The sequence below is a fragment of the Polynucleobacter sp. MWH-HuK1 genome (genome assembly GCF_018881815.1).
Taxonomy (GTDB): domain Bacteria; phylum Pseudomonadota; class Gammaproteobacteria; order Burkholderiales; family Burkholderiaceae; genus Polynucleobacter.
Window position 1 is genome coordinate 1 of the sequence record NZ_JACVPP010000002.1, and the last position, 23,640, is coordinate 23,640.

The 23,640-nt window shown below is 44.8% G+C and carries 20 protein-coding genes and 2 pseudogenes; 8 read left to right on the top strand and 14 right to left on the bottom strand.

Annotated elements, in window-relative coordinates:
• Positions 1–574: 574 nt before the first annotated feature.
• The 8 genes and pseudogenes from ICE93_RS11190 to ICE93_RS11225 all read right to left on the bottom strand — a co-directional run bounded on the left by ICE93_RS11190 (position 575) and on the right by ICE93_RS11225 (position 7,640).
• Positions 575–982, bottom strand: a complete 408-nt coding sequence (locus ICE93_RS11190; protein WP_216188423.1) for a hypothetical protein — start codon at positions 980–982, stop codon at positions 575–577.
• A gap of 47 nt (positions 983–1,029) precedes the next feature.
• Positions 1,030–1,257: pseudogene (locus tag ICE93_RS11195) on the bottom strand (L-lactate permease); the annotation flags it as partial.
• A pseudogene (locus ICE93_RS11200) lies at positions 1,257–1,412 on the bottom strand (PEP/pyruvate-binding domain-containing protein); the annotation flags it as partial. The pseudogenes ICE93_RS11195 and ICE93_RS11200, both read right to left, overlap by 1 nt.
• Positions 1,413–1,496: 84 nt before the next feature.
• Positions 1,497–2,225 (bottom strand): ABC transporter ATP-binding protein, encoded by a 729-nt coding sequence (locus tag ICE93_RS11205; RefSeq protein ID WP_215348454.1) that lies wholly within the window; start codon positions 2,223–2,225, stop codon positions 1,497–1,499.
• A gap of 31 nt (positions 2,226–2,256) precedes the next feature.
• On the bottom strand, positions 2,257–4,185 hold the full coding sequence (locus ICE93_RS11210) for an ATP-binding cassette domain-containing protein (RefSeq protein WP_216188455.1): 1,929 nt from the start codon (positions 4,183–4,185) through the stop codon (positions 2,257–2,259).
• A gap of 2 nt (positions 4,186–4,187) precedes the next feature.
• The gene (locus tag ICE93_RS11215; RefSeq protein ID WP_216188425.1) at positions 4,188–5,066 is read right to left on the bottom strand and encodes a branched-chain amino acid ABC transporter permease; all 879 of its coding nucleotides are present in this window, start codon (positions 5,064–5,066) and stop codon (positions 4,188–4,190) included.
• 140 nt (positions 5,067–5,206) lie between these two features.
• Positions 5,207–6,391 carry an ABC transporter substrate-binding protein gene (locus tag ICE93_RS11220; RefSeq protein ID WP_216188427.1) on the bottom strand — a complete coding sequence of 395 codons (1,185 nt, stop codon included), beginning with the start codon at positions 6,389–6,391 and terminating at the stop codon, positions 5,207–5,209.
• A gap of 97 nt (positions 6,392–6,488) precedes the next feature.
• Complete coding sequence (locus tag ICE93_RS11225) at positions 6,489–7,640, bottom strand: L-lactate dehydrogenase (protein WP_216188429.1); 1,152 nt, start codon at positions 7,638–7,640, stop codon at positions 6,489–6,491.
• A 168-nt stretch (positions 7,641–7,808) separates the two neighbouring features.
• On the opposite strand from ICE93_RS11225, the gene ICE93_RS11230 reads away from it, so the two are divergent.
• Positions 7,809–8,570 carry a FadR/GntR family transcriptional regulator gene (locus ICE93_RS11230; RefSeq protein WP_216188431.1) on the top strand — a complete coding sequence of 254 codons (762 nt, stop codon included), beginning with the start codon at positions 7,809–7,811 and terminating at the stop codon, positions 8,568–8,570.
• Complete coding sequence (gene ppc / locus ICE93_RS11235; protein WP_216188433.1) at positions 8,567–11,383, top strand: phosphoenolpyruvate carboxylase; 2,817 nt, start codon at positions 8,567–8,569, stop codon at positions 11,381–11,383. Before ICE93_RS11230 ends, ppc begins: the two co-directional genes overlap by 4 nt.
• 125 nt (positions 11,384–11,508) lie before the next feature.
• Here the strand turns inward: ppc and ICE93_RS11240 are convergent, their stop codons facing one another.
• Genes ICE93_RS11240 through ICE93_RS11265 form a run of 6 tightly spaced genes read right to left on the bottom strand, consistent with a single transcriptional unit; the run spans position 11,509 to position 16,520 of the window.
• Positions 11,509–12,000: an acyl-CoA thioesterase gene (locus tag ICE93_RS11240; RefSeq protein ID WP_216188435.1), complete on the bottom strand. Its 492-nt coding sequence runs from the start codon at positions 11,998–12,000 to the stop codon at positions 11,509–11,511.
• Between the two features lie 15 nt (positions 12,001–12,015).
• A complete protein-coding gene (locus ICE93_RS11245) occupies positions 12,016–13,335 on the bottom strand; it encodes a Glu/Leu/Phe/Val dehydrogenase (RefSeq protein WP_216188437.1) in 1,320 nt (439 codons plus the stop codon).
• A gap of 50 nt (positions 13,336–13,385) precedes the next feature.
• Positions 13,386–14,156: a LamB/YcsF family protein gene (locus ICE93_RS11250; RefSeq protein ID WP_216188439.1), complete on the bottom strand. Its 771-nt coding sequence runs from the start codon at positions 14,154–14,156 to the stop codon at positions 13,386–13,388.
• Between the two features lie 25 nt (positions 14,157–14,181).
• Positions 14,182–15,219, bottom strand: a complete 1,038-nt coding sequence (locus tag ICE93_RS11255) for a biotin-dependent carboxyltransferase family protein (RefSeq protein WP_216188440.1) — start codon at positions 15,217–15,219, stop codon at positions 14,182–14,184.
• Entirely contained in the window at positions 15,216–15,968 is a 753-nt protein-coding gene (gene pxpB, locus ICE93_RS11260) for a 5-oxoprolinase subunit PxpB (RefSeq protein WP_216188443.1), read from the bottom strand. The genes ICE93_RS11255 and pxpB overlap by 4 nt, the downstream gene beginning before the upstream one ends.
• Before the next feature lie 3 nt (positions 15,969–15,971).
• Positions 15,972–16,520 (bottom strand): winged helix DNA-binding protein, encoded by a 549-nt coding sequence (locus ICE93_RS11265; protein ID WP_255554752.1) that lies wholly within the window; start codon positions 16,518–16,520, stop codon positions 15,972–15,974.
• A 179-nt stretch (positions 16,521–16,699) separates the two neighbouring features.
• Here ICE93_RS11265 and ICE93_RS11270 point away from each other — a divergent pair, with 179 nt between their 5' ends.
• The 6 genes from ICE93_RS11270 to ICE93_RS11295 all read left to right on the top strand — a co-directional run.
• Positions 16,700–17,677, top strand: coding sequence for a TRAP transporter substrate-binding protein (locus ICE93_RS11270; protein ID WP_216188444.1), 978 nt, complete (start codon positions 16,700–16,702; stop codon positions 17,675–17,677).
• A gap of 2 nt (positions 17,678–17,679) precedes the next feature.
• Entirely contained in the window at positions 17,680–18,249 is a 570-nt protein-coding gene (locus ICE93_RS11275; protein WP_216188446.1) for a TRAP transporter small permease, read from the top strand.
• A complete protein-coding gene (locus ICE93_RS11280; RefSeq protein ID WP_216188448.1) occupies positions 18,249–19,559 on the top strand; it encodes a TRAP transporter large permease in 1,311 nt (436 codons plus the stop codon). The genes ICE93_RS11275 and ICE93_RS11280 overlap by 1 nt, the downstream gene beginning before the upstream one ends.
• An 806-nt stretch (positions 19,560–20,365) precedes the next feature.
• Positions 20,366–22,006 carry an AAA family ATPase gene (locus tag ICE93_RS11285; RefSeq protein WP_216188450.1) on the top strand — a complete coding sequence of 547 codons (1,641 nt, stop codon included), beginning with the start codon at positions 20,366–20,368 and terminating at the stop codon, positions 22,004–22,006.
• 1 nt (position 22,007) lies between these two features.
• The gene (locus tag ICE93_RS11290) at positions 22,008–22,724 is read left to right on the top strand and encodes an alpha/beta hydrolase (RefSeq protein ID WP_216188451.1); all 717 of its coding nucleotides are present in this window, start codon (positions 22,008–22,010) and stop codon (positions 22,722–22,724) included.
• A gap of 201 nt (positions 22,725–22,925) precedes the next feature.
• Positions 22,926–23,640 (top strand): cation transporter (locus ICE93_RS11295; protein ID WP_216188453.1); only part of this gene is annotated, 715 nt, incomplete at its 3' end.

Consider the following 23,640-nt stretch of genomic DNA (forward strand, 5'->3'; position numbering starts at 1 on the left):
CGTATTAGTTGCTTGGCTTAACAGTCCGATTCCCGATTGGATTATTGGTTTAGCTATTGGATTCTTGGTGTTAAGTGGCGCAATTCGGATATTGCGGCTAAAGTAGAGTTATGGGGTATTGGGGTCTTTTTATGAGGTTACCAGGCGAATCTGCCCCCACTCGAAACGTCCACAAGATCCCCTATTGCTGACAACAGATTCAATGCATTCCATTCAACTAAAAAGAAAAAGCCCCAAGATTTCTCAAGGGGCTTTTGTATAACTGGTGGGTCGGACGAGATTCGAACTCGCGACCAACGGATTAAAAGACGTCAAATTGCGTTTAAACAGTAGTCGAGACATTAATCTAAACCTGCCTTGAAAGCGCTGTGATATCAGCGGATGGTCATGTGGGTCGGATCGGCTTGGCTTTGATGGCGGATTGGTTTCGACAGGAGTGTCTAGTTAAGGGACGGTGTCTTGTTGGAGCGTCCAGAAACGCGACACTTGGTTGTCGGGTTAACCGACAAATGAGGAGGTCTAGGTATTTGGCATCGGATATGGGATTGTGAAAGCTAAATAAAATATCTAGCTTTTATTGTATTTCGCGTAGTTTTTTGACTTGTTCCGCGTAGGATTTATAGATGGGTCTCAGTACCGCTTCCGAGGAGCCTAAAAAGTAGTTCATAGATGTTTCTATAAAACATTCATGGCATATGGCAATAAACATCAGTAGTTTTTGGCTTTTAATGAGGGGGCTAACCTTAGTGCTACTTAGTTGCCTACAAAGATCTTTACTGAGAAATTTAACAATTTCCTTGTAATACGCATTTAATTCTTCTATTTGAGCGCTGCCAAGAAAATTATTAATGGCATTTTGTATGGCTTCGTTATGGGTGCGTCTAATATTTTCAATATTCACCACTAGACGATTTAACTCTTGAGTTAGATCGTCTGTTTGTTCTTCATATGAGCTGTATAGGATATCAATGACTGTGTTCATGACTCTGATATGAAAATAACCCAGTTGCCTGGGTTATTTAAATTAACTTATTTGATGACCAATGCGGTAAATGGATACACGTAGGCTTGAAGAGTAACAAATACCCCTACCAAGGAGGCGAGTGCGATTGAGTGAAAGAATACATATCGCAAGATATCACCTTCGTGACCATACCAACGGGTAGCAGTTGAAGCAACTACGATTGATTGTGCATCAATCATTTTGCCCATTACTCCGCCAGAGCTATTAGCAGCGCCCATTAGATTAGGGCTTAAAATGCCAAAGCGGTGGTAGCAAAACCTGTTGGAACGCGAACTCCAGTAGAGGCTAACTGAGAAATCATCTCCCCTAATGAAGCATTCTTACCGCCGACGGATTCAACATCCGTCATGCGAAGTTGCTCAAAAGGCAAAACATAGGCATCAGCCATACTGCTATTTTGTTGCTGTTGGTTGGACATAAAATACTCTCTAAGGATAAGGAAACTGGTGTAGCGGATATAAACAACCAACCATTAATGACCGCCTGCGCCACCCAAGTAAGCAGCTTTCACAGCAGGATCATCCTTGAGCTTAGCAGCAGGTCCATGAGTAGCAATCTTGCCATTCTCCAAGACGTAGCCGTAATCAGCCACATTCAGGGCTGCAGCAGCAAACTGCTCGACCAACAACATGGTCACGCCTTGTGACTTCAAGTTAGAAATGATCTTAAATACTTCCTCAACCAAAATTGGAGCCAGACCCATCGATGGTTCATCCAAGAGAATAATCTCTGGGTTGAGCATCACCGCACGGGCCATAGCCAACATTTGTTGCTCGCCACCCGATAGTGTTCCAGCCAATTGATTGCGACGCTCTTTCAAGCGAGGGAACATTTCGAGAGACTTTTCCAAGTCATTCTTGATATCGCCTTTTGGACGGCTACCTGTAAAGCGTGGAAATGCGCCCAACAATAAATTGTCGGTAACTGACATGGTCGTAAATACACGGCGACCTTCAGGGCTGTGGGCTAAACCTAAGCGAGCGATTTTATGAGAGTCGTAACCGTCAATTTTTTCACCACCCAGAGTAACCTCACCAGCTGTTGGCTTGATCATGCCAGTGATGGCACGCATCGTTGTTGTTTTGCCGGCGCCGTTTGAGCCAATCAAAGTAATGACTTGTCCTTTTGGAACATCAATATTGATGCCGTGGAGGACTTTGACTTTGCCGTAGCCTGCTTCAAGATTCTTAATAGATAACATGGTATTTACCGATTCAATATTGTTCTAGTGATTAAGTACCCAAGTAGGCATGAATCACCTTCTCGTTAGCCTGAACTTCAGCTGGTTTACCTTCTGCAATCTTCTGACCGAAGTCCAATACAGAAACGGTATCGCAAACTGACATCACCACGTCCATATGGTGCTCAATCAGGATGAAGGTAATGCCGTTATCGCGAATCTTGCGAATTATGCGCAAGAGTTCTTTGATGTCTGGAGCAGTCAAGCCTGCTGCTGGCTCATCCAACAAGAGCAACTCAGGGTCTAATGCCAAGGCACGAGCAATCTCGAGCAAACGTTGCTTACCATATGGCAAGTTACGCGCCTCTTCGTTAGCCAAGTCATCTAAACCTACAAACTTAAGGAGCGCCATTGCGCGTGCATGTGCTTCTGCTTCTTCTCTCTTGTAACGCGGTAGGTTCAAAGCAATTTCTACCATGTTCGACTTGAAGGTGTGATGCAAGCCAACCAAAATGTTTTGGATCGCAGTCATTTCACCGAAAAGTTGTACGTTTTGGAAAGTACGAGCAATACCTGACAAAGCAATATCAGATGAAGTCTTACCAATTACGCTCTTACCAGCATACAACACGTTACCAGCAGTTGGCGTGTAGATGCCAGTCAACACGTTCATCATCGTACTCTTACCAGAACCGTTTGGTCCGATCAAACCATGAATCGTGCCGCGTTTAACGCTGAGATCAACATTGTTCAAAGCCTTCAAGCCACCGAACTGCATCAGGATGGAGTCAACTTTAAGAAGCTCAGCACCTGCATTTTGATTGCCAATTGCACTAATGAAGCTAACGGAGTCGTCAACCACTTCAGCATCACCACCGCGAGTGGTTTTAGCATTACCCATAATGGATTGGTAGAAACTCTTCGCAAAACCGACGATACCATTTTGCAAGTAGTAGACCACTAGCAAAATCATGAAGCCGAAAATACTCAGGCGCCAGTCAGAAATAGTGTTCAACCAGAATGAGAATGCCGCCAGACCCACTACGCCAGCAATTGGAACTGCAACACGACGTGGAGTTGTGACTTTCTTTGACAACGCCATGCCTGCACCCACCACCACTACGATTGCAATGATCGAAGCAACAATGCGGAACAAGAAAATGTCGTCGAGGAGTTTAGGCAACAACACTATGATGGCTGCACCCAACAATGCACCTAGACGAGACTTACGACCTCCCATGATGATGCCGAGCAAGAACAATACGGCCAGTTCGTTGTTATAGGTGTTTGGTGAGATGTATTGCTCTGAGTAAGCGTATAAACAACCTGCCAAACCAGCGAATGCTGCACTGATCACAAATGCAATCACCTTGTAGCGGTATACAGACACACCCATACAGTCGCAGGCAATTGGGCTATCACGTAAGGCCTCAAAGGCACGGCCAATTTGAGATTTCACAAAACGATCTACTACGATCAATGACAGAATCAAGATGATGCAAACCATCCAGAAGTACTCTGCCTTAGTCATTGGCACGCCCATAAGATCAGGCTTAGGGATCTTGATGCCCAATGGGCCTTCAGTCATCCAAGTCATTTCGTTAATCAGAATCTGAGCAATCGTTCCAAACGCCAATGTCACCATCGCCAAGTAAGGTCCGATGACCTTTAATGCTGGCAATGCCAAGATACCGCCGAAGATGGAAGTCACTACGATAGATGCGGGCAGAGTCCCCCAAATGGTCCAACCAAAGTGGAAGTACAACACACCCGCTGTGTATGAACCAATTCCAAAGAGTGCTGCGTGACCCAATGAAACTTGACCCACATAACCAACCACAATATCCAATCCATACAAAAGAATGGTGTAGATCAGAATGGTTTCAACTAAGTGAATGTAATACGGATTATGAATAACCAACGGCAACACAATGAGTGCTGCAATCGCAATCAATAGCGGTAATAGAGACTTCAATTTCATCATTAAACTTTCTTAATTGCAGATTTGCCGAAGAGACCAGATGGTTTGTATGCCAATACAAGCAATAACAAAATCAAACCTGGTACGTCTTTGTAGCCAGTGGAGAAATAGAAACCAGTTGCTGTTTCTACAATTCCCAAAATCAAGCCGCCCACAATAATGCCCATACCGCTAGACAAACCACCGATGATCGCGACCGCGAAAGCTTTCAAACCCAATGCGCCACCCATGGTTGCGCCAGTCAATGTCAATGGTGCAATCAATACACCTGCAAACGCTGCTGTTAGGGATGACAAAGCATAAGAGAATGTAATCACCATGCTGGTATTGATGCCCATGAGGCCTGCTGCATCACGGTCATTTGCTGTCGCCACCACCGCTTTTCCGTAAATCGTATTACGGTTAAAAAATTCTACTAACAACATCATGAGTAAAGCACCAACTACTACCAAAATTTCCATCGGCAGAATGTTCGCGCCTAAAAAGTTCATTGGTTCCATTGGCAAAGGCGATGGGAATGGCAACGCATCACGGCCCCAAATATTTTCAGCAACGTTCTTGAAAATAATACCAAGAGCGATGGTGGACATAATCCAGCCAAACTCAGATTTAATTTTGATCGCAGGGCGAACACCAATGAGTTCAACAAAGCCGCCTTGGACCATGCCGAACAAACAAACTATCGGGATCATGACCCAATAGTTCATGCCGAAAGTGTCAACGCAGGTTAAACCTACTAGAGCGCCTAACATCAGCGCTTCACCTTGACCGAAGTTCAAAGTGCCGGATGTGGCAAAAGTGAGCTGAAATCCAAATGCGATAACAGCATAGATCATCCCCACAGCGATACCGCTGGAGAGGATTTGTGCGAGCATTTCCATGTTATTGGCCTAAATATTCTTAATACTGTTTTATTGACGGTTTAAATATCTTAATAAACGCCGCATTTTGGGCGGCGCTCTGTTTTTTAATTGCTGCAGTGCAAAATAAAGAATGGATTTGCACTGCGACCTTGAGTCGATTACTTCTTCTTAGGCTTCGCATCCTCAGCATTCAAGAACTCAACGCGACCGTTCTCAACAACACCCATCACTACGTCTTTAGCTTTAATTGCTTCGTGATCAGTTGCTGTGAATGGCTTGTTGTAAGTCATGATCACACCATCAACTGGAGCCTTCAGGTCTTGCAATGCTGCCAAGATCTTTGGTCCTTCTGTACTGTTAGCTTGCTTGATAGCGGCTGCCAAGAGATAAACAGAGTCATATCCTTGTGCAGCAGAAACTGGAGATGCAATGTTGTTATTCTTTGGCTTGAACTCTTTTAAGTAAGCCTCTTGGAAAGCCTTACGCTTAGGAGTTGTTGAAGGAGATTGAATATAGGTTTGCGGCATAGTCGCGCCGTTACCATTCTTACCTGCTGTATCAATGAAGCTAGCCATAGACAATGTCCAGCTACCGATCATTGGTTTTTTCCAACCCAATTTCGCCATACCGTTTGCAATCTGTGCTAATTCTGGTCCGATTGCATAAGTCAGGATCACTTCTGCGCCAGCATTTTTTGCTTTGAGTAATTGTGAAGTCATATCCACGTCACCGATGTTGAATTTCTCAACCGCTACTGGTGTTACACCATAAGTCTTCAGGGCCTTTTCCAAGTCCTCACGACCTAACTGACCATAGTTGGTGGAGTCAGCCAAGATCGCTACTTTTTTCAAGCCACGCTTCTCAACTGCTTCTTTAGCAACCAATGGTGCTTGGATATTGTCAGGGGCAGCATTACGGAAAATATAGTTTTCTGGTGCGTTAGGGAATTGCTTAGTGAGAATAGAACCAGTTGCAACGTTATTCATTACTGGAATCTTCGCATCTTGATAGAAGCGTTGGGATGCTAATGCAACACCAGTATTGATGTAACCAAGAGTAGCAACTACTTTTTCGTTATTGATCAACTCTTGTGCAATTTGTACGCCACGCTCATTTTTTGCTTCGTCATCGCGCTCAACCAAAACGATTTTGTTGCCGTTGATACCACCAGCAGCATTAATCTCTTTTGCAGCAAGACGCACACCATCACGCATACTCACACCCATAGAAGCGGAGCCGCCGGTGAAAGGTCCTGAAACACCAAGTTTAATATCGGCAGCATAAGCACCGGTTGCAAGCATTGCAGAAGCTGCTACTGCAAAAATGTGACGACGAATGTTCATAAAGTCTCCATAACAAAATAAAAAAATAAAGTTAGCGCCTTGCAACTTGCTCGACGCAAACAGACAATCCAAGGATGAACAAGGAATAAATTAGTATTCAAGGCAAAAAAGCTCCTGGATACAAAATATCTTTGGTTACATTCTGAATATCACGATGACCTGTAAATGCCATGGTGATGTCCAGTTCGTTGTGAATCAGTTCTAGGCATTTCGTTACGCCAGCTTCACCCATTGCCCCCAAGCCATACAAGAATGGGCGACCAATCATTGTGCCCCGCGCACCCAAGGCCCAAGCTTTCAGAACGTCTTGGCCAGAGCGAATGCCGCCATCCATCCAGACTTCAATATCTTTACCCACGGCATCAACAATTCCAGGCAAGGCCTTGATGCTAGAAATTGCGCCATCGAGTTGACGGCCGCCATGGTTGGAGACAATCAATGCATCTGCACCGGAGTTTGCAGCTAAGCGTGCATCATCTTCATCAAGAATGCCTTTGATGATGAGCTTTCCGCCCCAGAGTTTTTTAATCCATTCAACGTCACCCCAGTTAAGACCTGGATCAAACTGCTCTGCAGTCCAAGAAGAGAGTGAAGACATGTTGCCAACACCGGTAGCGTGACCAACAATGTTGCGGAATGTTCTGCGTGGCGTCATTGCCATTCCCATACACCAGCGTGGCTTGGTTGCCATATTGATCATATTGGCAATGGTGAGTTTAGGTGGAGCTGAGAGACCATTTTTTAAGTCTTTATGGCGCTGCCCTAAGATTTGCAAATCGAGGGTCAGGACAAGTGCTGAGCATTTTGCCGCCTTAGCGCGTTCAATGAGGCGCTCAATAAAGCCACGATCCTTCATGACATAGAGCTGAAACCAAAACGGCTTAGTAGTGCGTTCAGCTACATCCTCAATTGAGCAGATACTCATCGTCGATAGACAAAATGGCACACCAAATTTCTCAGCAGCCTTGGCTGCCAAAATTTCACCATCGGCATGTTGCATGCCAGTAAGGCCGGTGGGTGCCAGCGCAACCGGCATGGCAACTTCTTGACCAACCATGGTTGTCTTGGTTGTGCGGTTAGTCATGTTGACTGCTACACGTTGGCGTAATTTAATTTTTTGAAAATCAGACTCATTGGCACGATATGTGGACTCGGTCCATGATCCAGAGTCTGCATAGTCATAGAACATCTTGGGGGTGCGTTTTTTGTGGAGGACCCGCAAGTCTTCAATATTGGTAATAACTGGCACAATGGATCCTCATTAATAATTGGTAAACTGGTAATACCAAAACAGGATGCATTGTGAACACAATGTGACAGATTATTTCTAGGTATATTCCCTAATATAGGGGTTTAAATAGTAAATTATGGATAGCATTTCAAAATATGAAATAAAAACGTAAAGTGGTCATACCAGATGAATCAATTAATTCGCAATAAAGAGCGCATTTCAGACAAAGTGGTAAAGGTCATTGAGGTGCAAATATTGGAGGGTTCGCTAAAACCAGGTGATCAGCTTCCTTCTGAAAGGGATCTTGCTGTAGATATGGGTGTTTCAAGACCTACTATTAGAGAGGCAATTAAAACTTTAGTTACCAAAGGTTTATTGCATACACGTCATGGTGGGGGAACGATTGTTACTGACCAACTTGACTCGTCTTTTACTGATTCTTGGCAAGAGATGTTATTTAAGCATCCCAATATCCAAGATGATATTTTGGATTTTCGCGACATGCTTGAGGGTCAGGCGGCCTACCTTGCTGCAACGCGAGCTACTGATGCTGATTTGCATAATTTAGAGCAGGCTTATATCGCGGTGAATAAGGCTTATGCTGATGGGGAGCTCATAGAAATGGTGGGAGCGGATGTGAAATTTCATCAGGCTGTAGCCGAGGCCTCTCACAATGTCCTGATCGGCCATTTAAGTGCAATTTTATTAAAGCTAATTAATAATCATGTGACCCGAAATCTAAAATATCTTAATGCTAGACCTAAAGATAGGATGCACTTAGAGGCGCAGCATTTGGATATATGGTCCGCTATTAAAAACAGATCTCCTGAAAAGGCATTGGAAGTTTCTAGGGAGCATATTAAGTATGTGAAAAAGAGCATGAAGGCTAGCGCTGAAGAACATGAGCGTTTCCAAAGCGCTATTCGTAGAAGGGGTGGGGTGGAGTGAGAGTTCTCAAGAGATCTGCTTCAGAATTAAAGAATACGGAAGTCCCATTAACTGATGACATCCGCCTACTAGGAAAAATCTTGGGTGATATTGTCCGAGAGCATGAAGGCGATGCTGTCTATAACCTGGTTGAGCAAGTTCGAAAGCTCTCAGTGGCCTTTCACCGTGATGCCAATCAAAAAGCCAATCAAGAATTAACAAAATTACTGAAAGGTTTAAGCAGTGAGGCTGCGATGAAAGTGCTCAGGGCCTTTACCTATTTCAGCCACCTGGCTAACTTGGCTGAAGATAGGCATTACATCCGCCGTAGAGTTGCTTATGAGCGAATGGGCAGTCATCAGGACGGTAGTATTCCGGTAGCTATGAAAAAGCTTCATGCCGCAGGCATTACCAGTAAAGCGATCTCTCAAATGCTTGAGGGTAGTCTGATCTCTCCGGTACTCACCGCCCATCCAACCGAAGTACAAAGAACCAGCATCTTGGAATCCGAGCGTGATATTGCCCAGTTGTTAGTAGCAAGAGATCAAATTAAGGAGTCTTCTAAAGCAAGTGCTCCCAATAAGGATGCTTTGCTTAATAAAGAACTTAAGCAAAACGAAGAACAAATTAAAGCTAGGGTATTGCAGCTTTGGCACACACGTTTATTACGATTTACTAAGCTTACTGTTGCCGATGAGATTGAGAATGCGCTCACTTACTATGAGATGACGTTCCTCTCGGAAATCCCCAAAATCTATGCTCAGTTAGAAGACTCTTTGGGTGCGGAAGCGGTGGCGAGTTTTCTCAAGATGGGGCAGTGGATTGGTGGGGATCGCGATGGCAATCCCAATGTCAGTGCAGATACTTTGCAATATGCAATCACCCGTCAAGCCGAATTGGCACTACGCCACTACCTCACTGAAGTGCATTATTTAGGTAAAGAGTTATCAGTCTCGGCATTGCTATTGAAGTTCCCTAAAAAAATGCAGGACTTGGCCAATGCCTCACCCGATACCAATGAGCATCGTCAGGATGAACCTTATCGCAGAGCTTTAACGGGAATGTATGCTCGCCTGGCCGCAGCACTCAAGAGCCTTACGGGGCAGGATGCCGCCCGGCATGCGATTGCACCTCAAAATCCCTATAAATCTTCACAAGAATTTCTAACGGATTTGCAAACAATTGAGGCTTCATTGGTTTCACAAGGCGCGAAGGCATTGGTTAATCGCAGGCTCCGTGGCTTAATTCGCGCGGTAGAAGTATTCGGATTTCATTTGGCTACCGTGGATTTACGTCAAAGCTCTGATAAGCACGAAGAAGTTCTATCGGAGTTGCTGAATTTTGCCGCGATTGAATGTAATTATTCTGCTTTGTCAGAGGGCGAAAAGCGTAAGTTATTACTCTCTTTATTAAAAGATCCTAGACCGCTACGAGTAGTTGGGCATAAGTATTCAGAATTTTCCATTTCTGAAATCGCCATATTTGAAATGGCAAAGAGAATGCGTGAGTTATTTGGTGCTGAGGCTATACGCCATTACATCATTAGCCATACCGAAACTGTTAGTGATTTGCTGGAAGTCTTATTACTTCAAAAAGAAGTAGGCTTAATACATGAGACTCTGGGTAAAAAAGCGACTGCCGATCTCATCGTTGTGCCTTTGTTTGAAACAATTGATGATTTACGCAATGCAGCGCAGATCATGCAAGAGTTTTATGACTTGCCTGGCATATTAGATTTAGTCAAACGCTCTGGTGGCGAGCAAGACATTATGTTGGGGTACTCAGACTCCAATAAGGACGGAGGCATTGTTACCAGCAATTGGGAGTTGTATTGCGCCGAGCTCGCTTTAGTTAAGGTATTTGAGTCTCTGGAAGGTAAGCATGGAGTGAAATTACGACTATTTCATGGCAGGGGCGGTACAGTAGGTCGTGGAGGTGGTCCAAGCTATGAGGCGATCCTGGCGCAACCTCCGGGAACGGTGCGTGGGCAAATTCGTTTAACGGAGCAGGGTGAGGTGATTGGATCTAAGTATGCCAATCCTGAGATTGGCAGGCGCAATCTTGAGACCTTGGTTGCCGCAACTTTAGAAGCCACTTTATTAAAGCCCACTAAACAAGCTAGCAAGGCTTTCTTAGATGCAGCTGCTCAAATCTCGCAATCGAGCATGGACGCATATCGTGGTCTTGTGTATGAGACCCCAGGATTTGCAGAGTATTTCTTTGATGCCACACCTATCCGGGAGATTGCTAAGCTCAATATTGGTTCGCGTCCAGCTAGTCGCAAAGCCAGTCAAAAGATTGAAGATCTGCGAGCTATTCCATGGGGCTTTAGTTGGGGTCAGTGTCGCTTAACGCTTCCAGGTTGGTATGGCTTTGGCTCTGCAGTGCAGGCGTTTTTGAATCAACCCAAGGCCGCTGATAAAAAGGCTGCTTTGAGCCTACTGCAAAAGATGTACAAAGAGTGGCCTTTCTTTAGAACTTTATTGTCCAACATGGATATGGCGTTGGCCAAGAGTGATCTAGCATTGGCCTCTAGATATAGTGAGCTAGTTCCTGATGTGAAGTTGCGCAAGAAGATCTTTGGTGCGATCGAGACTGAGTGGAACAAAACAGTTGATGCCCTGAATTTGGTAACTGGCGAGAAAGTTCGTTTGGCTAAGAATCCAGCTTTAGCTAGATCTATTAGAAATCGCTTCCCTTATATTGATCCACTTCATCATTTGCAAGTTGAACTCGTTCGACGCTACCGTGCAGGCAAGCATGATGAGCGTGTGCAAAGGGGTATTCATATTGCGATTAACGGTATTGCAGCAGGATTAAGGAATACTGGATAGCTAGGTGTGATGTGTGTTTGTCGGTTTTCCCGACAAACATGGTAGTCAAGTGTCGCGAAACGTGACACTTAGATAGCAATTTATTATGAGAATCTTCTTATTGCTCGATGCTTTCATTTGGAAATCTATTGATTATCGGGATTTCGGATTGAATGAAATCTAGCCTCCAGCTCCTCTTTACGCATCTCTTTTCTCAATTCCGCACTTTTATATCTACGAATCTCATCTGAAGTTAAAGGCTCAAATTTAGGCACTTGAGTGGGTCTACGATTTTCATCCATGGCTACCATTGTCAGAAAGCAACTATTAACATGCCGCACAACTTTCGTGAGGATATTTTCAGCAATTACCTTAATGCCAACTTCAATAGATGAGGTGCCAGTGTAATTGACCGAAGCTAGGAATGTTAGCAATTCACCAACGTGAATTGGTTGTTTGAAAGTAACTTGATCTACGCTAAGCGTAACAACATGTTTTCCGGCATAGCGACTTGCGCAAGCATAAGCTACTTGATCGAGCAGCTTAAGCACATCACCACCGTGAACATTTCCAAAAAAATTGGTCTTATCAGGCGTCATCAAGACCGTCATAGTTAATTGATGGTTTGGTAGGTTCATTATCAATTTATTAAATCAAGGGTAAAGTCCACGATCTTGTCTTGCGCGAAGAATCCGAGTGCAGCCAATAATAAAAGTAGCTGTGCGCAAGGTGACTTGGTGCTTTTGAGATGTTTCCCAGATACTATCAAAGGCCTCTTTCATGATAGATACTAGGCGAGCATTAATCTCTTTTTCACTCCAGAAATAGCTAGAGAAGTCCTGAACCCACTCAAAATAACTTACTGTAACGCCGCCTGCATTAGCAATAACATCTGGGATGACTAATATTTTCCGTTCGGCAAGAATGTCATCAGCAGGAGGCGTTGTTGGTCCGTTTGCGCCCTCTATCACCATGCGTGCTTTTATTAATGGCGCATTTTCTGCAGTAATTTGTCCTTCAAGGGCCGCAGGAATTAAGATATCGCAATCTACTTGCCAAAAGAGAGATGAATTAATCGATTCGGCGCCTGGGAAGCCGGCTACGCCGCCTTGTGAGTGAACATATTCTTGAAGTAGCCTAACGTCAATGCCTGAGCCGCTATAAATTGCGCCAGTGTGATCCTGAACGGACACCAGGATGGCTCCAGCTTCTGCAAATAACTGGGCTGCGATTGATCCTACGTTCCCAAATCCTTGAACAGCTAATTTTGATCCTGAAATCGTTAAACCGATTTTATTAGCCGCTTCAACCCCAACTGTAAACACACCACGACCAGTCGCTTCCCGCCTCCCTAGAGATCCGCCAAGGGCAATAGGCTTACCTGTAACAACACCTGTAGAGGTGCTGCCTTCATTCATAGAATACGTATCCATCATCCATGCCATGATTTGTGCATCTGTATTGACATCAGGAGCAGGAATATCTTTTGTGGGTCCAATAATTGAACCAATTTCACTAGTGTAGCGGCGAGTTATTCGCTCAAGTTCACCACGGGATAATAATTTGGGGTCAACTCGGATTCCCCCTTTAGCCCCTCCAAAAGGTAAATTGACGGCAGCATTTTTTACTGACATCCAAGCTGATAGAGCCATGACTTCTGACAATGTCACCTCTTGATGAAACCGAACACCACCTTTACCGGGACCGCGAGAGGTATTGTGCTGTACGCGATACCCCTCAAAGTGGGCTACTGTTCCATTATCTAGGTGAATGGGCACATCTACAATCAACGCCTTTTTTGGACGCTTTAAGGTTTCGACCCAACGGGAAAGGTTTCCCAAATATGGCGTCACTCTATCAACTTGATTTAAGAAAGTTCCCCACGGACCTAAATTATCAGGCTGCAAATAAGATGGTAAGGCATGGGTTGTTTTATATAAAGCTGAGTCAGTTTGTAAATTTTGTTTACTCATTACAGGGCGCTTTCGAAATTACTGATTTATGTTTAGCAAGTTTTATCATCTCAAAACATCTCTTTCAATGAGACTAATTCGTAATTATTCGCTTGCAGTTTTTCGCGTAAATACCTCGCTGTCTTTACCGCATCAGCGTTATCGCCATGAACGCAGATACTATGAATATTGCAAGGGATTTTTTTCCCGCTAGTGCTAATAATTGCTTTAGCCTCTAGCATTTTGATTACATGTTGATAGCTATTTTCAGCCCCATGAACCATGGCATTTTTTTCACTTCTTGGCACGAGTTGTGCATCGTCTTGGTATGCGCGATCAGCAAAAATTTCTGCAGCAACACGAAGTCCCGCCTCCTCTCCTGCAATCAGTAGGGCAGAGCATGCCGGGGCCAATAGTACCAATTGATCATTAAAGATTTTTATTGTGTTGACAATTTGCCGGGCAAGTTCAATGTCTGAACATGCCATGTTGTTCAATGCGCCATGAGGCTTAACATGCTCAAGTGTCGTATTCTGCGTATGCGCCATACCTTGGAGGGCGCTCAACTGATAAAGCAATGTGGCTTCGAGCTCAGCTTCTGAGAGCTGCATTGGGCGACGGCCAAACCCCTGTAAATCGGGAAAAGATGGGTGAGCGCCTACTCCTACGCAATATTTATGTGCATCTCGTAGGGTACGAAGAATCACTAAAGGATCGCCAGCATGAAATCCACAAGCTAAATTTGCACTATTGACCAGGGATAGCATCTCGGAGTCACTACCCATCTTCCAGTTACCAAAGCTTTCGCCTAAATCCGCATTGATGTTAATTTTTGTTTTCATAAAGATGATTCCAATTTATTTCCCCTTACTCTTCAGAGCCGCTAAGAACCCCTGAAACTAAATTCGAGTTGTATAAAGCGTCAACATCGATAGAGCCGGGCGGTAAAAATGCTTGGATACTTTGCTTCCATGTTTCAAATAGTTGATTTTTTTGATTCAGAGCTTCTTTTGCCTCCTGGTGATCAACCTTTTGAAAGCGTAAGGTATCGCCAGGCTTCTTGTGTGCTAGTTTTGATAGATCGGCACTAATTACGGTTGCAATTTTTGGATACCCACCACTAGTTTGGCAATCGGCTAATAAGATGATTGGCTGACCATTGGCGGGCACTTGAATCGCTCCTGGAATGACGCCGTCAGAGACAATATCTGCTCCTAGTTCATTGTGGGCTATAGGTGTCCCTTCAAGACGCATTCCCATGCGATCAGTTTGGCGACTGATAGTCCAGGGTTGAGAAAAAAACTGATCTATTGATTCTGGGGAAAAGTGATTCTCCTGGGGGCCCAATATCACGCGAATATCCCCACTCTCATTGATCCATTTTTTTGTGGCTTTCAATTCTGTGGGAATTTCTGCAGCAGCCTCTTGGCATGACAAGATATCGCCAGAGCTTAAGACTAGACCATGATGCCCCCCAATCCTCGCCTTTGGGTAGCTAGAGCGGCTCTTCAATTGTTTTGGGACAAGTATTCCGCCGGACAAAGCCGCATATGCAACACCACTTTTGACGGAATCTATAACTAAGCTTTGACCAGGCGGCACTAGCACACTTTCAAATGCATCTACCTGTGTTCGCATTCCTTGTGGGTCAGTTAACCAAGCGCCAATATCGCCTGCTAAAGCAATTCTTATCGGTTTATTGACTGCTTTTATTGTCGGTCCGCTCCAGCGTATTTCAAATCCAGCGGAATCGAGTGGGTTATTAACAAGGGCATTTGCTGCTGATAAAAGATTTGCATCTAGCGCGCCAGAGAGCGGTACGCCAATACTTCGATATCCAATTCGTCCAAAATCTTGAATGCTGACAGCAATACCAGGATTGGTAATTTCAAAGCTTGCACTCACGACCAGTCCTTTATTTCTAATATGCTGTCACGATCCCAGTTAGTTTTTTGACATTCAATCTTGAGTTCAGCATACCTAGCTTTATTGATAGAGCACCAATGAATTTGATCTCCTGAAGCAATAAGCGCAGGGTGATCGCTATGGTTTACGTCAAATAGTGGGACAGGTGTTTGACCTAAAAGTCTCCATCCTCCCGGACTCTCCCAGGGATAAACTGCGCACATACCTGCAGCTATTGCAATAGATCCCGCGGGTACTGTTAACCGTGGATTAGCCAAACGAGGGATATTTAATGAATCAGGTAAGCCGCCAAGGTAAGGGAAGCCAGGCAAAAAACCAATCATATAAACTGAAAAGATAGATGAAGTCATGAGATTAATTACCTCACCAACCTCTAAATTTTTTAATTGCGCAACTTCATTTAAATCAGGCCCAAATTCATCTTCAAAACATACAGGGATATAAAGTTGTCTACCTTCTGACACTTGATTTCCTGAGTTTTGGGCAAGATTTAATAATTCTGATCCAAGCAGAATTCCATCTACTTTTGCCGGATCATAGTAAACACTAACTGATCGAAAGCTTGGCAGATACTCCAGTATCTTTTCTGCAATATCAGTACTTTTTTGAAGAGCATTACAAAATCCCAATACCCTTGAATGAATCACAGGATCAATGCTTGAGCCAAACTCTATGGTCCAGGCGCCATCCCCTAATGCGAGTAAGCGAGGTTGTTGCAAGTTGTTCATTGCTTACATTGATGCCGCAGCTCTTGCTGCCTGATCGTAGACGCCAGAGAGCATTCGTAGTAAAGAGGCAAGTTGGCCTATATCGCGGTTCAATCCCTCATCGGCATTTAGCGCCTTGATAAGGCAATGTTCGCGTACGGCGCGATAGCGTTCAACATGTTCATTGCCTAGCTCCGTGCTGGCATAAGTTACTTCTTTTCCCTTTTTGGAAGAAGAGACAACCCCGATGCTTTGTAATTTTTTTAATGAGTAGTTAATTAAATGTGTATCTTCCACATTCATGATGAAGCAGATATCGGCTAGCTTTTTATCCCTGGCTCGATGGGTTACATGATGCAGAACCAAAACGTCTAAAGGGGTTAAGTCTTTAAGTCCTGCTGCCGCCATGCAATGAACAATCCAGCGATGAAATGCGTTACCAGCAACAATCAGGCCAAATTCAAATTCACTCATTTCAGCGCTATGGGGTGACACTAAATGGGCTGAGGAAACGATGGGTTGGCTAGGTGTAACTTTTTTAGCTTGATTTGATTCAATAGATTGCATTTTCATCTCTTTAAACCCCCTTCATATGACTCTAAAAGTACTTCTTGGCCGTTATTATAGGGTTTATAAAAATAAATTGTTGACAATTTAATGATAATTAGGGAATATACTAATGCCAATTTATCTTTGTGGTGATAAATTTCATCACATTAGTGTTTTTCCACCCCCCCAAGGAGTTAATCATCATGAAGCGTTCTTTATTTGCTGTAAGTGGTCTGATTCTGGCAATGTCGATCTTCACAAGCCAAGCGCAAGCTCAGGTGAAGTGGGACTTGGCTTCTGCCTATCCAACGAGCAATTTCCATTCTGAAAATTTGATTCAATTTGCTAATGATGTTGATAAGTCAACTGGCGGTAAGCTCAAAATTACTGTTCATGCCAATGCATCATTATTCAAAGCTACTGAAATTAAACGTGCAGTTCAAGGTGGGCAAGCTCAAGCCGGTGAAATTATTGAGGCGAATTATCAAAATGAATGGCAAATTTACGGTGCTGATGGCTTGCCATTTTTAGCTGATAGTTATGAGGAGTCAGCAAAACTGCAAGCTGCTCAAAAGCCGCTAATTGAAAAAAAATTAGCGGAACAAGGAATGCTTTATCTCTATTCCACCCCATGGCCACCACAAGGCCTCTTTAGTAAAAAGCCAATTACTAGCGCCAGCGATCTCAAGGGGATCAAATGGAGAGCTTATAGCCCGGCAACTGCAAGAATTGCAGATCTCGTCAATGCACAACCTGTAACGGTTCAGGCTGCTGAATTATCTCAGGCCTTGGCAACTGGAGTGGTTGAGGCGACTATGACCTCTAGTGCGACAGGTGTTGATAGTAAGTTATTTGAGCACCTAAAGTACTACTATGACTTGCAAGCATGGCTACCTAAAAATCTAGTTATCGTTAACAAAAAATCCTTTGATTCATTAGATAAGCCTTCACAAGATGCTTTATTAAAAGCAGCTGCAAGTGCAGAGGCTCGTGGCTTGGCAGCAAGTAAGCGTATTAACCAGGAGGCTAAAGATAAGTTAAAAGCCAACGGCATTCAAATCATGCCTCCATCACCTCAGCTTACAGCTGATATGAAAAAGGTTGGCGACACTATGCTTAAGGAATGGCTTGAAAAAGCTGGGCCAGATGGTAAAACTCTTTTAGACACATATCGCCGTTAATCATGGAAAATTCAGTTAATCCACAAGCCCGCTCCTCAATACGACGATTTTTGGATGGTCTTTATGCGTTGGGTGGAGCTTTGTCTGCCTGCGCAGTATTTATTATCCTGATTCTAATGATTGGGGCATCGATCGGTCGTCAATTAGATTGGCGGGTATCGTGGATTAATGATGTTGTTGCTTGGTTGTGTGCATCAGCCGCATTCTTTGGTATGGCATACAGCTTTCGCAATGGTGATTTTGTTAGGGTAACGCTTTTGCTCGAATCAGTATCACCAGCAGTACGTCGATATATGGAATTTATTTCATTGGCAATTGCGTTTATTGCAATTAGCTATCTAGGCTATTGGGCCGCCTTATTTACTTATCAAAGCTGGGAATTTAATGAAATTGCAGGAAACATGGTGGCTATTCCGATTTGGATTCCACAATGCAGTTTCGTCATTGGATCGATTATCTTAATGATAGCGGTGGTTGATGAATGTTTATGTGTGGTGCGCGGCGCAAAGCCTAGTTATGTCGTTCGAGTAGAAGAACGGCATGCGCGTGGCGATTTCTCTGAGGAGCTGTAATGGGATTGCTCGAAATAGGTGGGTTGCTTTTATTTATCATGCTCCTCATGCTGGGTGGCGGTGTTTGGATAGCGATGACACTTGCAATTGTAGGTTGGGTTGGTCAGGCTTACTTTACAAATACGCAACCAGGTCTTAATTTGTTCTCCTCATTTTGGGAAACTGCATCCAGTTGGGAGTTGGCTGCCTTACCCCTGTTTATTTGGATGGGAGAGATTCTTTATAGAACAAAACTATCCGAACAAATGTTTGATGGCTTATCGCCTTGGCTCTCTAAAGTTCCTGGGCGATTAATGCATACCACCATTTTGGGGTGTGGAATTTTTGGCTCCGTATCTGGATCTTCAGCGGCAACTTGCGCAACGATTGCTAAGGTAGCCTTGCCCGAATTAGACCGTCGTGGCTACGACAAGAGTCTCGCCTTAGGCTCTCTTTCAGCAGCTGGTGGATTGGGTATTTTGATTCCACCATCAATTACGATGGTTGTATATGCTGTTGCTGCAGATACTAGCGTAATTCGATTATTTTTAGCTGGTTTTTTACCAGGATTTTTATTGATGGGCTTATTCTCCGGCTACATCATTTGGTGGAGTTTACGTCATCCAGATAAGGTTCCACCGGCTGAGCTTCCCACTACTTTTTGGCAAAAAATTCATCGCTCAGGAAGCTTGATTCCGTGCGGCTTACTGATTGTTTTCATTGTCTGGGTTTTAGTAGCTGGTATTGCGACGGCGACCGAATGTGCTGCCTGGGGCGTGGTGGGCTCGCTAGCTATTGCTGCAGCTGGACGTAGTTTGACATGGCAAAATTTTTGGCAAGGCTTAGTGGGCGCCACTAGAGTTAGTTGCATGATCATGTTTATTTTGGCTGGTGCTGCATTTTTAACGAAGACCATGGCATTCACTGGAATTCCACGCGAACTAGCTGAGTATGTTCAAAGTCTTAATTTATCTCCTTACGGTTTGATTGCCGTATTGGTTGTTGTCTACTTAATCTTAGGGACAGCTTTAGATGGTATCTCAATGATTATGTTGACTAGCGCAGTGATCTTGCCTTTAATTGAAAAAGCTGGCTTTGATCTAGTTTGGTTTGGAATCTTCATCATTATGTTGATTGAAATTGCAGAGATTACTCCACCAGTTGGATTTAATTTATTCGTTCTTCAGAATATGACTGGAATTGATAGCAACCGTATCGCGCGCATGACCTTACCATTTTTCGGTTGCATGGTATTGGCCATTGTTCTCATCACAGTGTTCCCTGATATTGTTACCAGTTTGCCAAATTGGTTTATGGGTGTAGAGCGCTAAAATTAAATTAAAAAGTTACATAAACCCTTATTTAAGCGATAAGGGTTTTTGGCATACTTTGTCGGTCTTCCCGACAAGTCACATCCTCAAGCGTCCGGAAACACGACACTTGCAAGTCGTTTGAGATGCTAAGTCTCACCCAGCGCCTCCAATCCTGACCCATTACGGTCGAATAGATCACCAATTGTCACCAACAGTCACCACATTTCACTAACCCCAAAAGAAAAAAGCCCCTAGATTTCTCAAGGGGCTTTTGTATAACTGGTGGGTCGGGCGAGATTCGAACTCGCGACCAACGGATTAAAAGAAGTCGTGCCTCTTCAAAACACCATATAAATCAATAGTTTGTAGGGCCAAAAAGTCACTGTGCGATTGAGTGTGCGATTGTGTTTCGGTGCAAAGTTCGAATCTATGAGTCGGATTTATGTGTTGAAGGCATGGTCCGGGGAGTTGTGAAAGCAATACAAACCGGAATCCTTTGGTCCCAGGTTCAAGTCCTGGTGGGCCCACCAGAAAAGCAAACCCTCATCAGCAATGGTGGGGGTTTTGTCTTTAGGCGTTAATTTAAGTAATGGTTAAGCTTCATTTCGACAGATAGAGTTCCTGATATCTTTTTCTACGACCTCTTATGCTGAGTAGGGTGGGGGTGTCATCTTCTGGCGCACGCCGCGCCTGGAATCGACCCTATTTTGATTCCCATTGACTGCAGTCAAGCATGTTTTAGACCTAGCTTTTTATGATTTGGTAAAAGAGTAAAAGAGTAAAAGAGTAAAAGGGTGAAAGAGTAAAAGGAGTAAAAAGAACGCATGGAATTCGAAATACCAGAAACCCTGGCCAATGCGCTACTTGGAATGATCAATGAAGATTCACTGCTTGCTAAGCGGCTGAGCGAGTACGGCTTTTCCCGAGGCAAACGTGTGGTGCCCAGTCACCTTTTCGATGCCACCTCACTCAACACACTCTACGGCCTGTGCCGAACGGCCAACGAGCGTGAGCTAATGTTCCAAATGTTGGCGCTGGACAATATCCACGCCGCGCCAGCTGCGCGAAAAATTCCCAGCTTGGAAATGCTGATCCCTGGTCTGATTGCTTGGCTGTCACGTGACATGATCGATGGTTGGCTTTATAAGCTTGGCAAGGATGGAGTATTGCTACCCTGGCTGGTCCACTCTATGCGCTATGTGCAGCCTGTCGATGGCGCACCTTACGTCATCATCGGCCTTCTGGCCAATACCTTGCAGGCTGCAGAACGGGGGCCGGTTACTGATCCGCGGCTGAGGCGCACTGGCATGACCAACAGCATCACCTTTTATGCTGAAGACATTCTGGATTGCACGATTCCTGAATTGATGACGGGTTATGGTTACTTTAAAGAATGTACAGAATTCAAAAACGAATACGAGACACACTTAAAGCGTTTCATGCAGATGCAGCCGAAGTTTGGCGCGCAGTTTACTATTTCTAGTACTGTCTGGATCTCTAGTGAAGGACCTCGTCCACAACTTGAATGCATGCGGTTGCAGGCAGGCACAACCGCCCGCTGCGTCAATGACGAAGAGTTGCTGGAACGCCACTTTGACACCACTGCCGATGCAACCTTCTGGCGCAGCAGCGGTATCAGCGAGAGTTTTGAACGGATCCCCCAGCATTGCTATCTGCACCTTTTCCACTTGGATTACCACCGCAGCGTATGGGTACATGTGCAAAATGTTGAGGTGTATCGTTACAAACCGGAATTGCGTGACAAGCTGGTTCTGCCGCATGCTCATCGCGAGCTGATTGATATCTTGACTGCTGATCGTAACTTCCTAATGGAGGACATCGTCGAGGGTAAGTCGGGTGGTACAACCATTCTGTGTAAAGGCGCGCCTGGCCTTGGCAAGACACTGACAGCAGAGGTCTATGCCGAGGTCGTCAAGAAACCACTGTACCGCGTACATTCTGGTCAACTCGGCGTGACGGCAAGTTCAGTAGAAGCTAACCTTTCGAAAATCCTGCGGCGCGCGGCGCGCTGGGATTCGGTGCTGTTACTCGACGAGGCCGACGTTTACATTCGACGCCGCGATAACGATCTACAGCACAACGCTATCGTGGCTGAGTTTTTGCGTACCCTCGAGTACTTCAACGGTTTGCTGTTCATGACCACCAACCGCGTAGCCGACATTGATGACGCCGTCTTGTCGCGCTGCATCGCCATCATCCAGTTTGAGACGCCGACACAAGAGCAGGCGAAACAACTATGGAAATCACTAGCGCAGCAGTTCAACACCGAACTGCCCGATGACCTAGTTGAGTATCTAGTAACAACCTACGCAGATGCTAGCGGCCGCGATATCAAAGAGTTACTCAAGCTGACGCTTAAGTTTTGCAAGGGCAGGAATTTGTTACTCAGCGAGGAAGTCTTTACTCAGTGTGCGGCTTTCCGCAGTATCGGTAAGGCTGTCTAAGATGGCAACGTTTGACACGTCTTTCCTGGGAGATTCGCTGCTGGGTCGGCTCAGTTTTCGACCCGGCGCTGCACCTGACAAGCAAGCCTTGCCCGCTGGTCGTCATAACCTCGGTATTGCTAGCGAGCGTGATGCTGTGTTGATCGTGCCGGACGGTCTGCAACCTGGAGTTCCAGTTCCTCTGCTCGTGATGTTTCATGGTGCCGGTGGCAGCGCCGACAAGGTACTGCCATTCGTGATCGACCATGCGTATCAGCATGGCTTTTTGCTTCTGTTGCCTCAGTCTCAATTTCCGACTTGGGACATAGTCGTAGGTGGAAACGGACCAGACCTAGAGCGGCTGGACAAAGCATTACACGAAGTGGCATCACGTTTTTCTATCAATCCATTCCACTTGGGATTTGCTGGGTTTTCAGACGGGGGTAGCTATGCGCTGTCAGTAGGGCTGACTAATGGCGACGTCGTTAGCCACGTGATTGTATTTTCAGCGGGCTTTATGTCAGTCCTTCAGCAAAATGGTACACCCCGCATCTTCATCGCCCACGGTTTAGAGGATGAGCAGCTGCCAATTGAAACGAGTGCGCGTCCTCACATAGCCAAACTTAAGGCCGCAGGTTATGACGTAACCTCCTTGGAATTCAGAGGCCCGCACCACATCGAGCCGCCAGTGGTTGCGTTAGCAATTAATTTCTTTTTGAAACCGACAGCGCAGCCGTAATAAGTCACGCTTAAAACGCAGAAATTCGCATGGGACCGACAAACAGCACTTAGAGGGTTGGAGGTATTGCCATAGTCCTGAGAGTTGTGAAAGCAACACCAACCGGAATCCTTTGGTCCCAGGTTCAAGTCCTGGTGACCTCTCAAAAATAAAAGCCACTCTTCGGGCTGGTTTTTATTATTTACTCTGGATTATTAAAATATGAGTTCTGACCAGATCTTTACTGTTACTGAAACCACCTTTTTTGTGCCGGCAATGGATTGCCCCTCTGAAGAGCAAATGATTCGTATGGCATTGAGCTCATTAAGCACCCATTCAATGAGCTTTGACATTCCCAATCGGAAACTGGTGATTTGTCACTCTGAGGATCCCAGCGAAGTATTGGCTAAATTAGAGTCATTAAATTTTGGCGCCAGCATTCACAGTAGTAGGTCCGTCAATTCAGTGCCCACTCAAGCTCAAGATAAAGAAAAAACAGCTAAAGAGCGTCAAGTCTTAATTTGGTTGTTAGCGCTTAATGGCGCTATGTTTTTCATAGAAATCATTGCTGGTTGGTTGGCACAATCCGCTGGATTAATTGCTGACGCCTTAGATATGTTCGCTGATGCAGCAGTTTATGGGGTAGCTCTATATGCAGTTGGAAAAGCAGCTTCTAATAAATTGAAGGCCGCAAAATTAGCTGGCGTCGTTGAGTTATTTTTAGCCGCCGGCGCAATTTGGCGAGCTAGCTATCAAATTTATACAGGGGCACAGCCCGAAGCCAATGCGATGATTTGGATTTCTGTATTAGCTTTAACAGTGAATGTAACTTGCCTATTTTTAATATCCAAGCGGAAGAATGACGGAGTTCATATGCGGGCAAGCTATATCTTCTCCGCTAATGATGTTCTAGCCAATTTGGGTGTAATTATTGCTG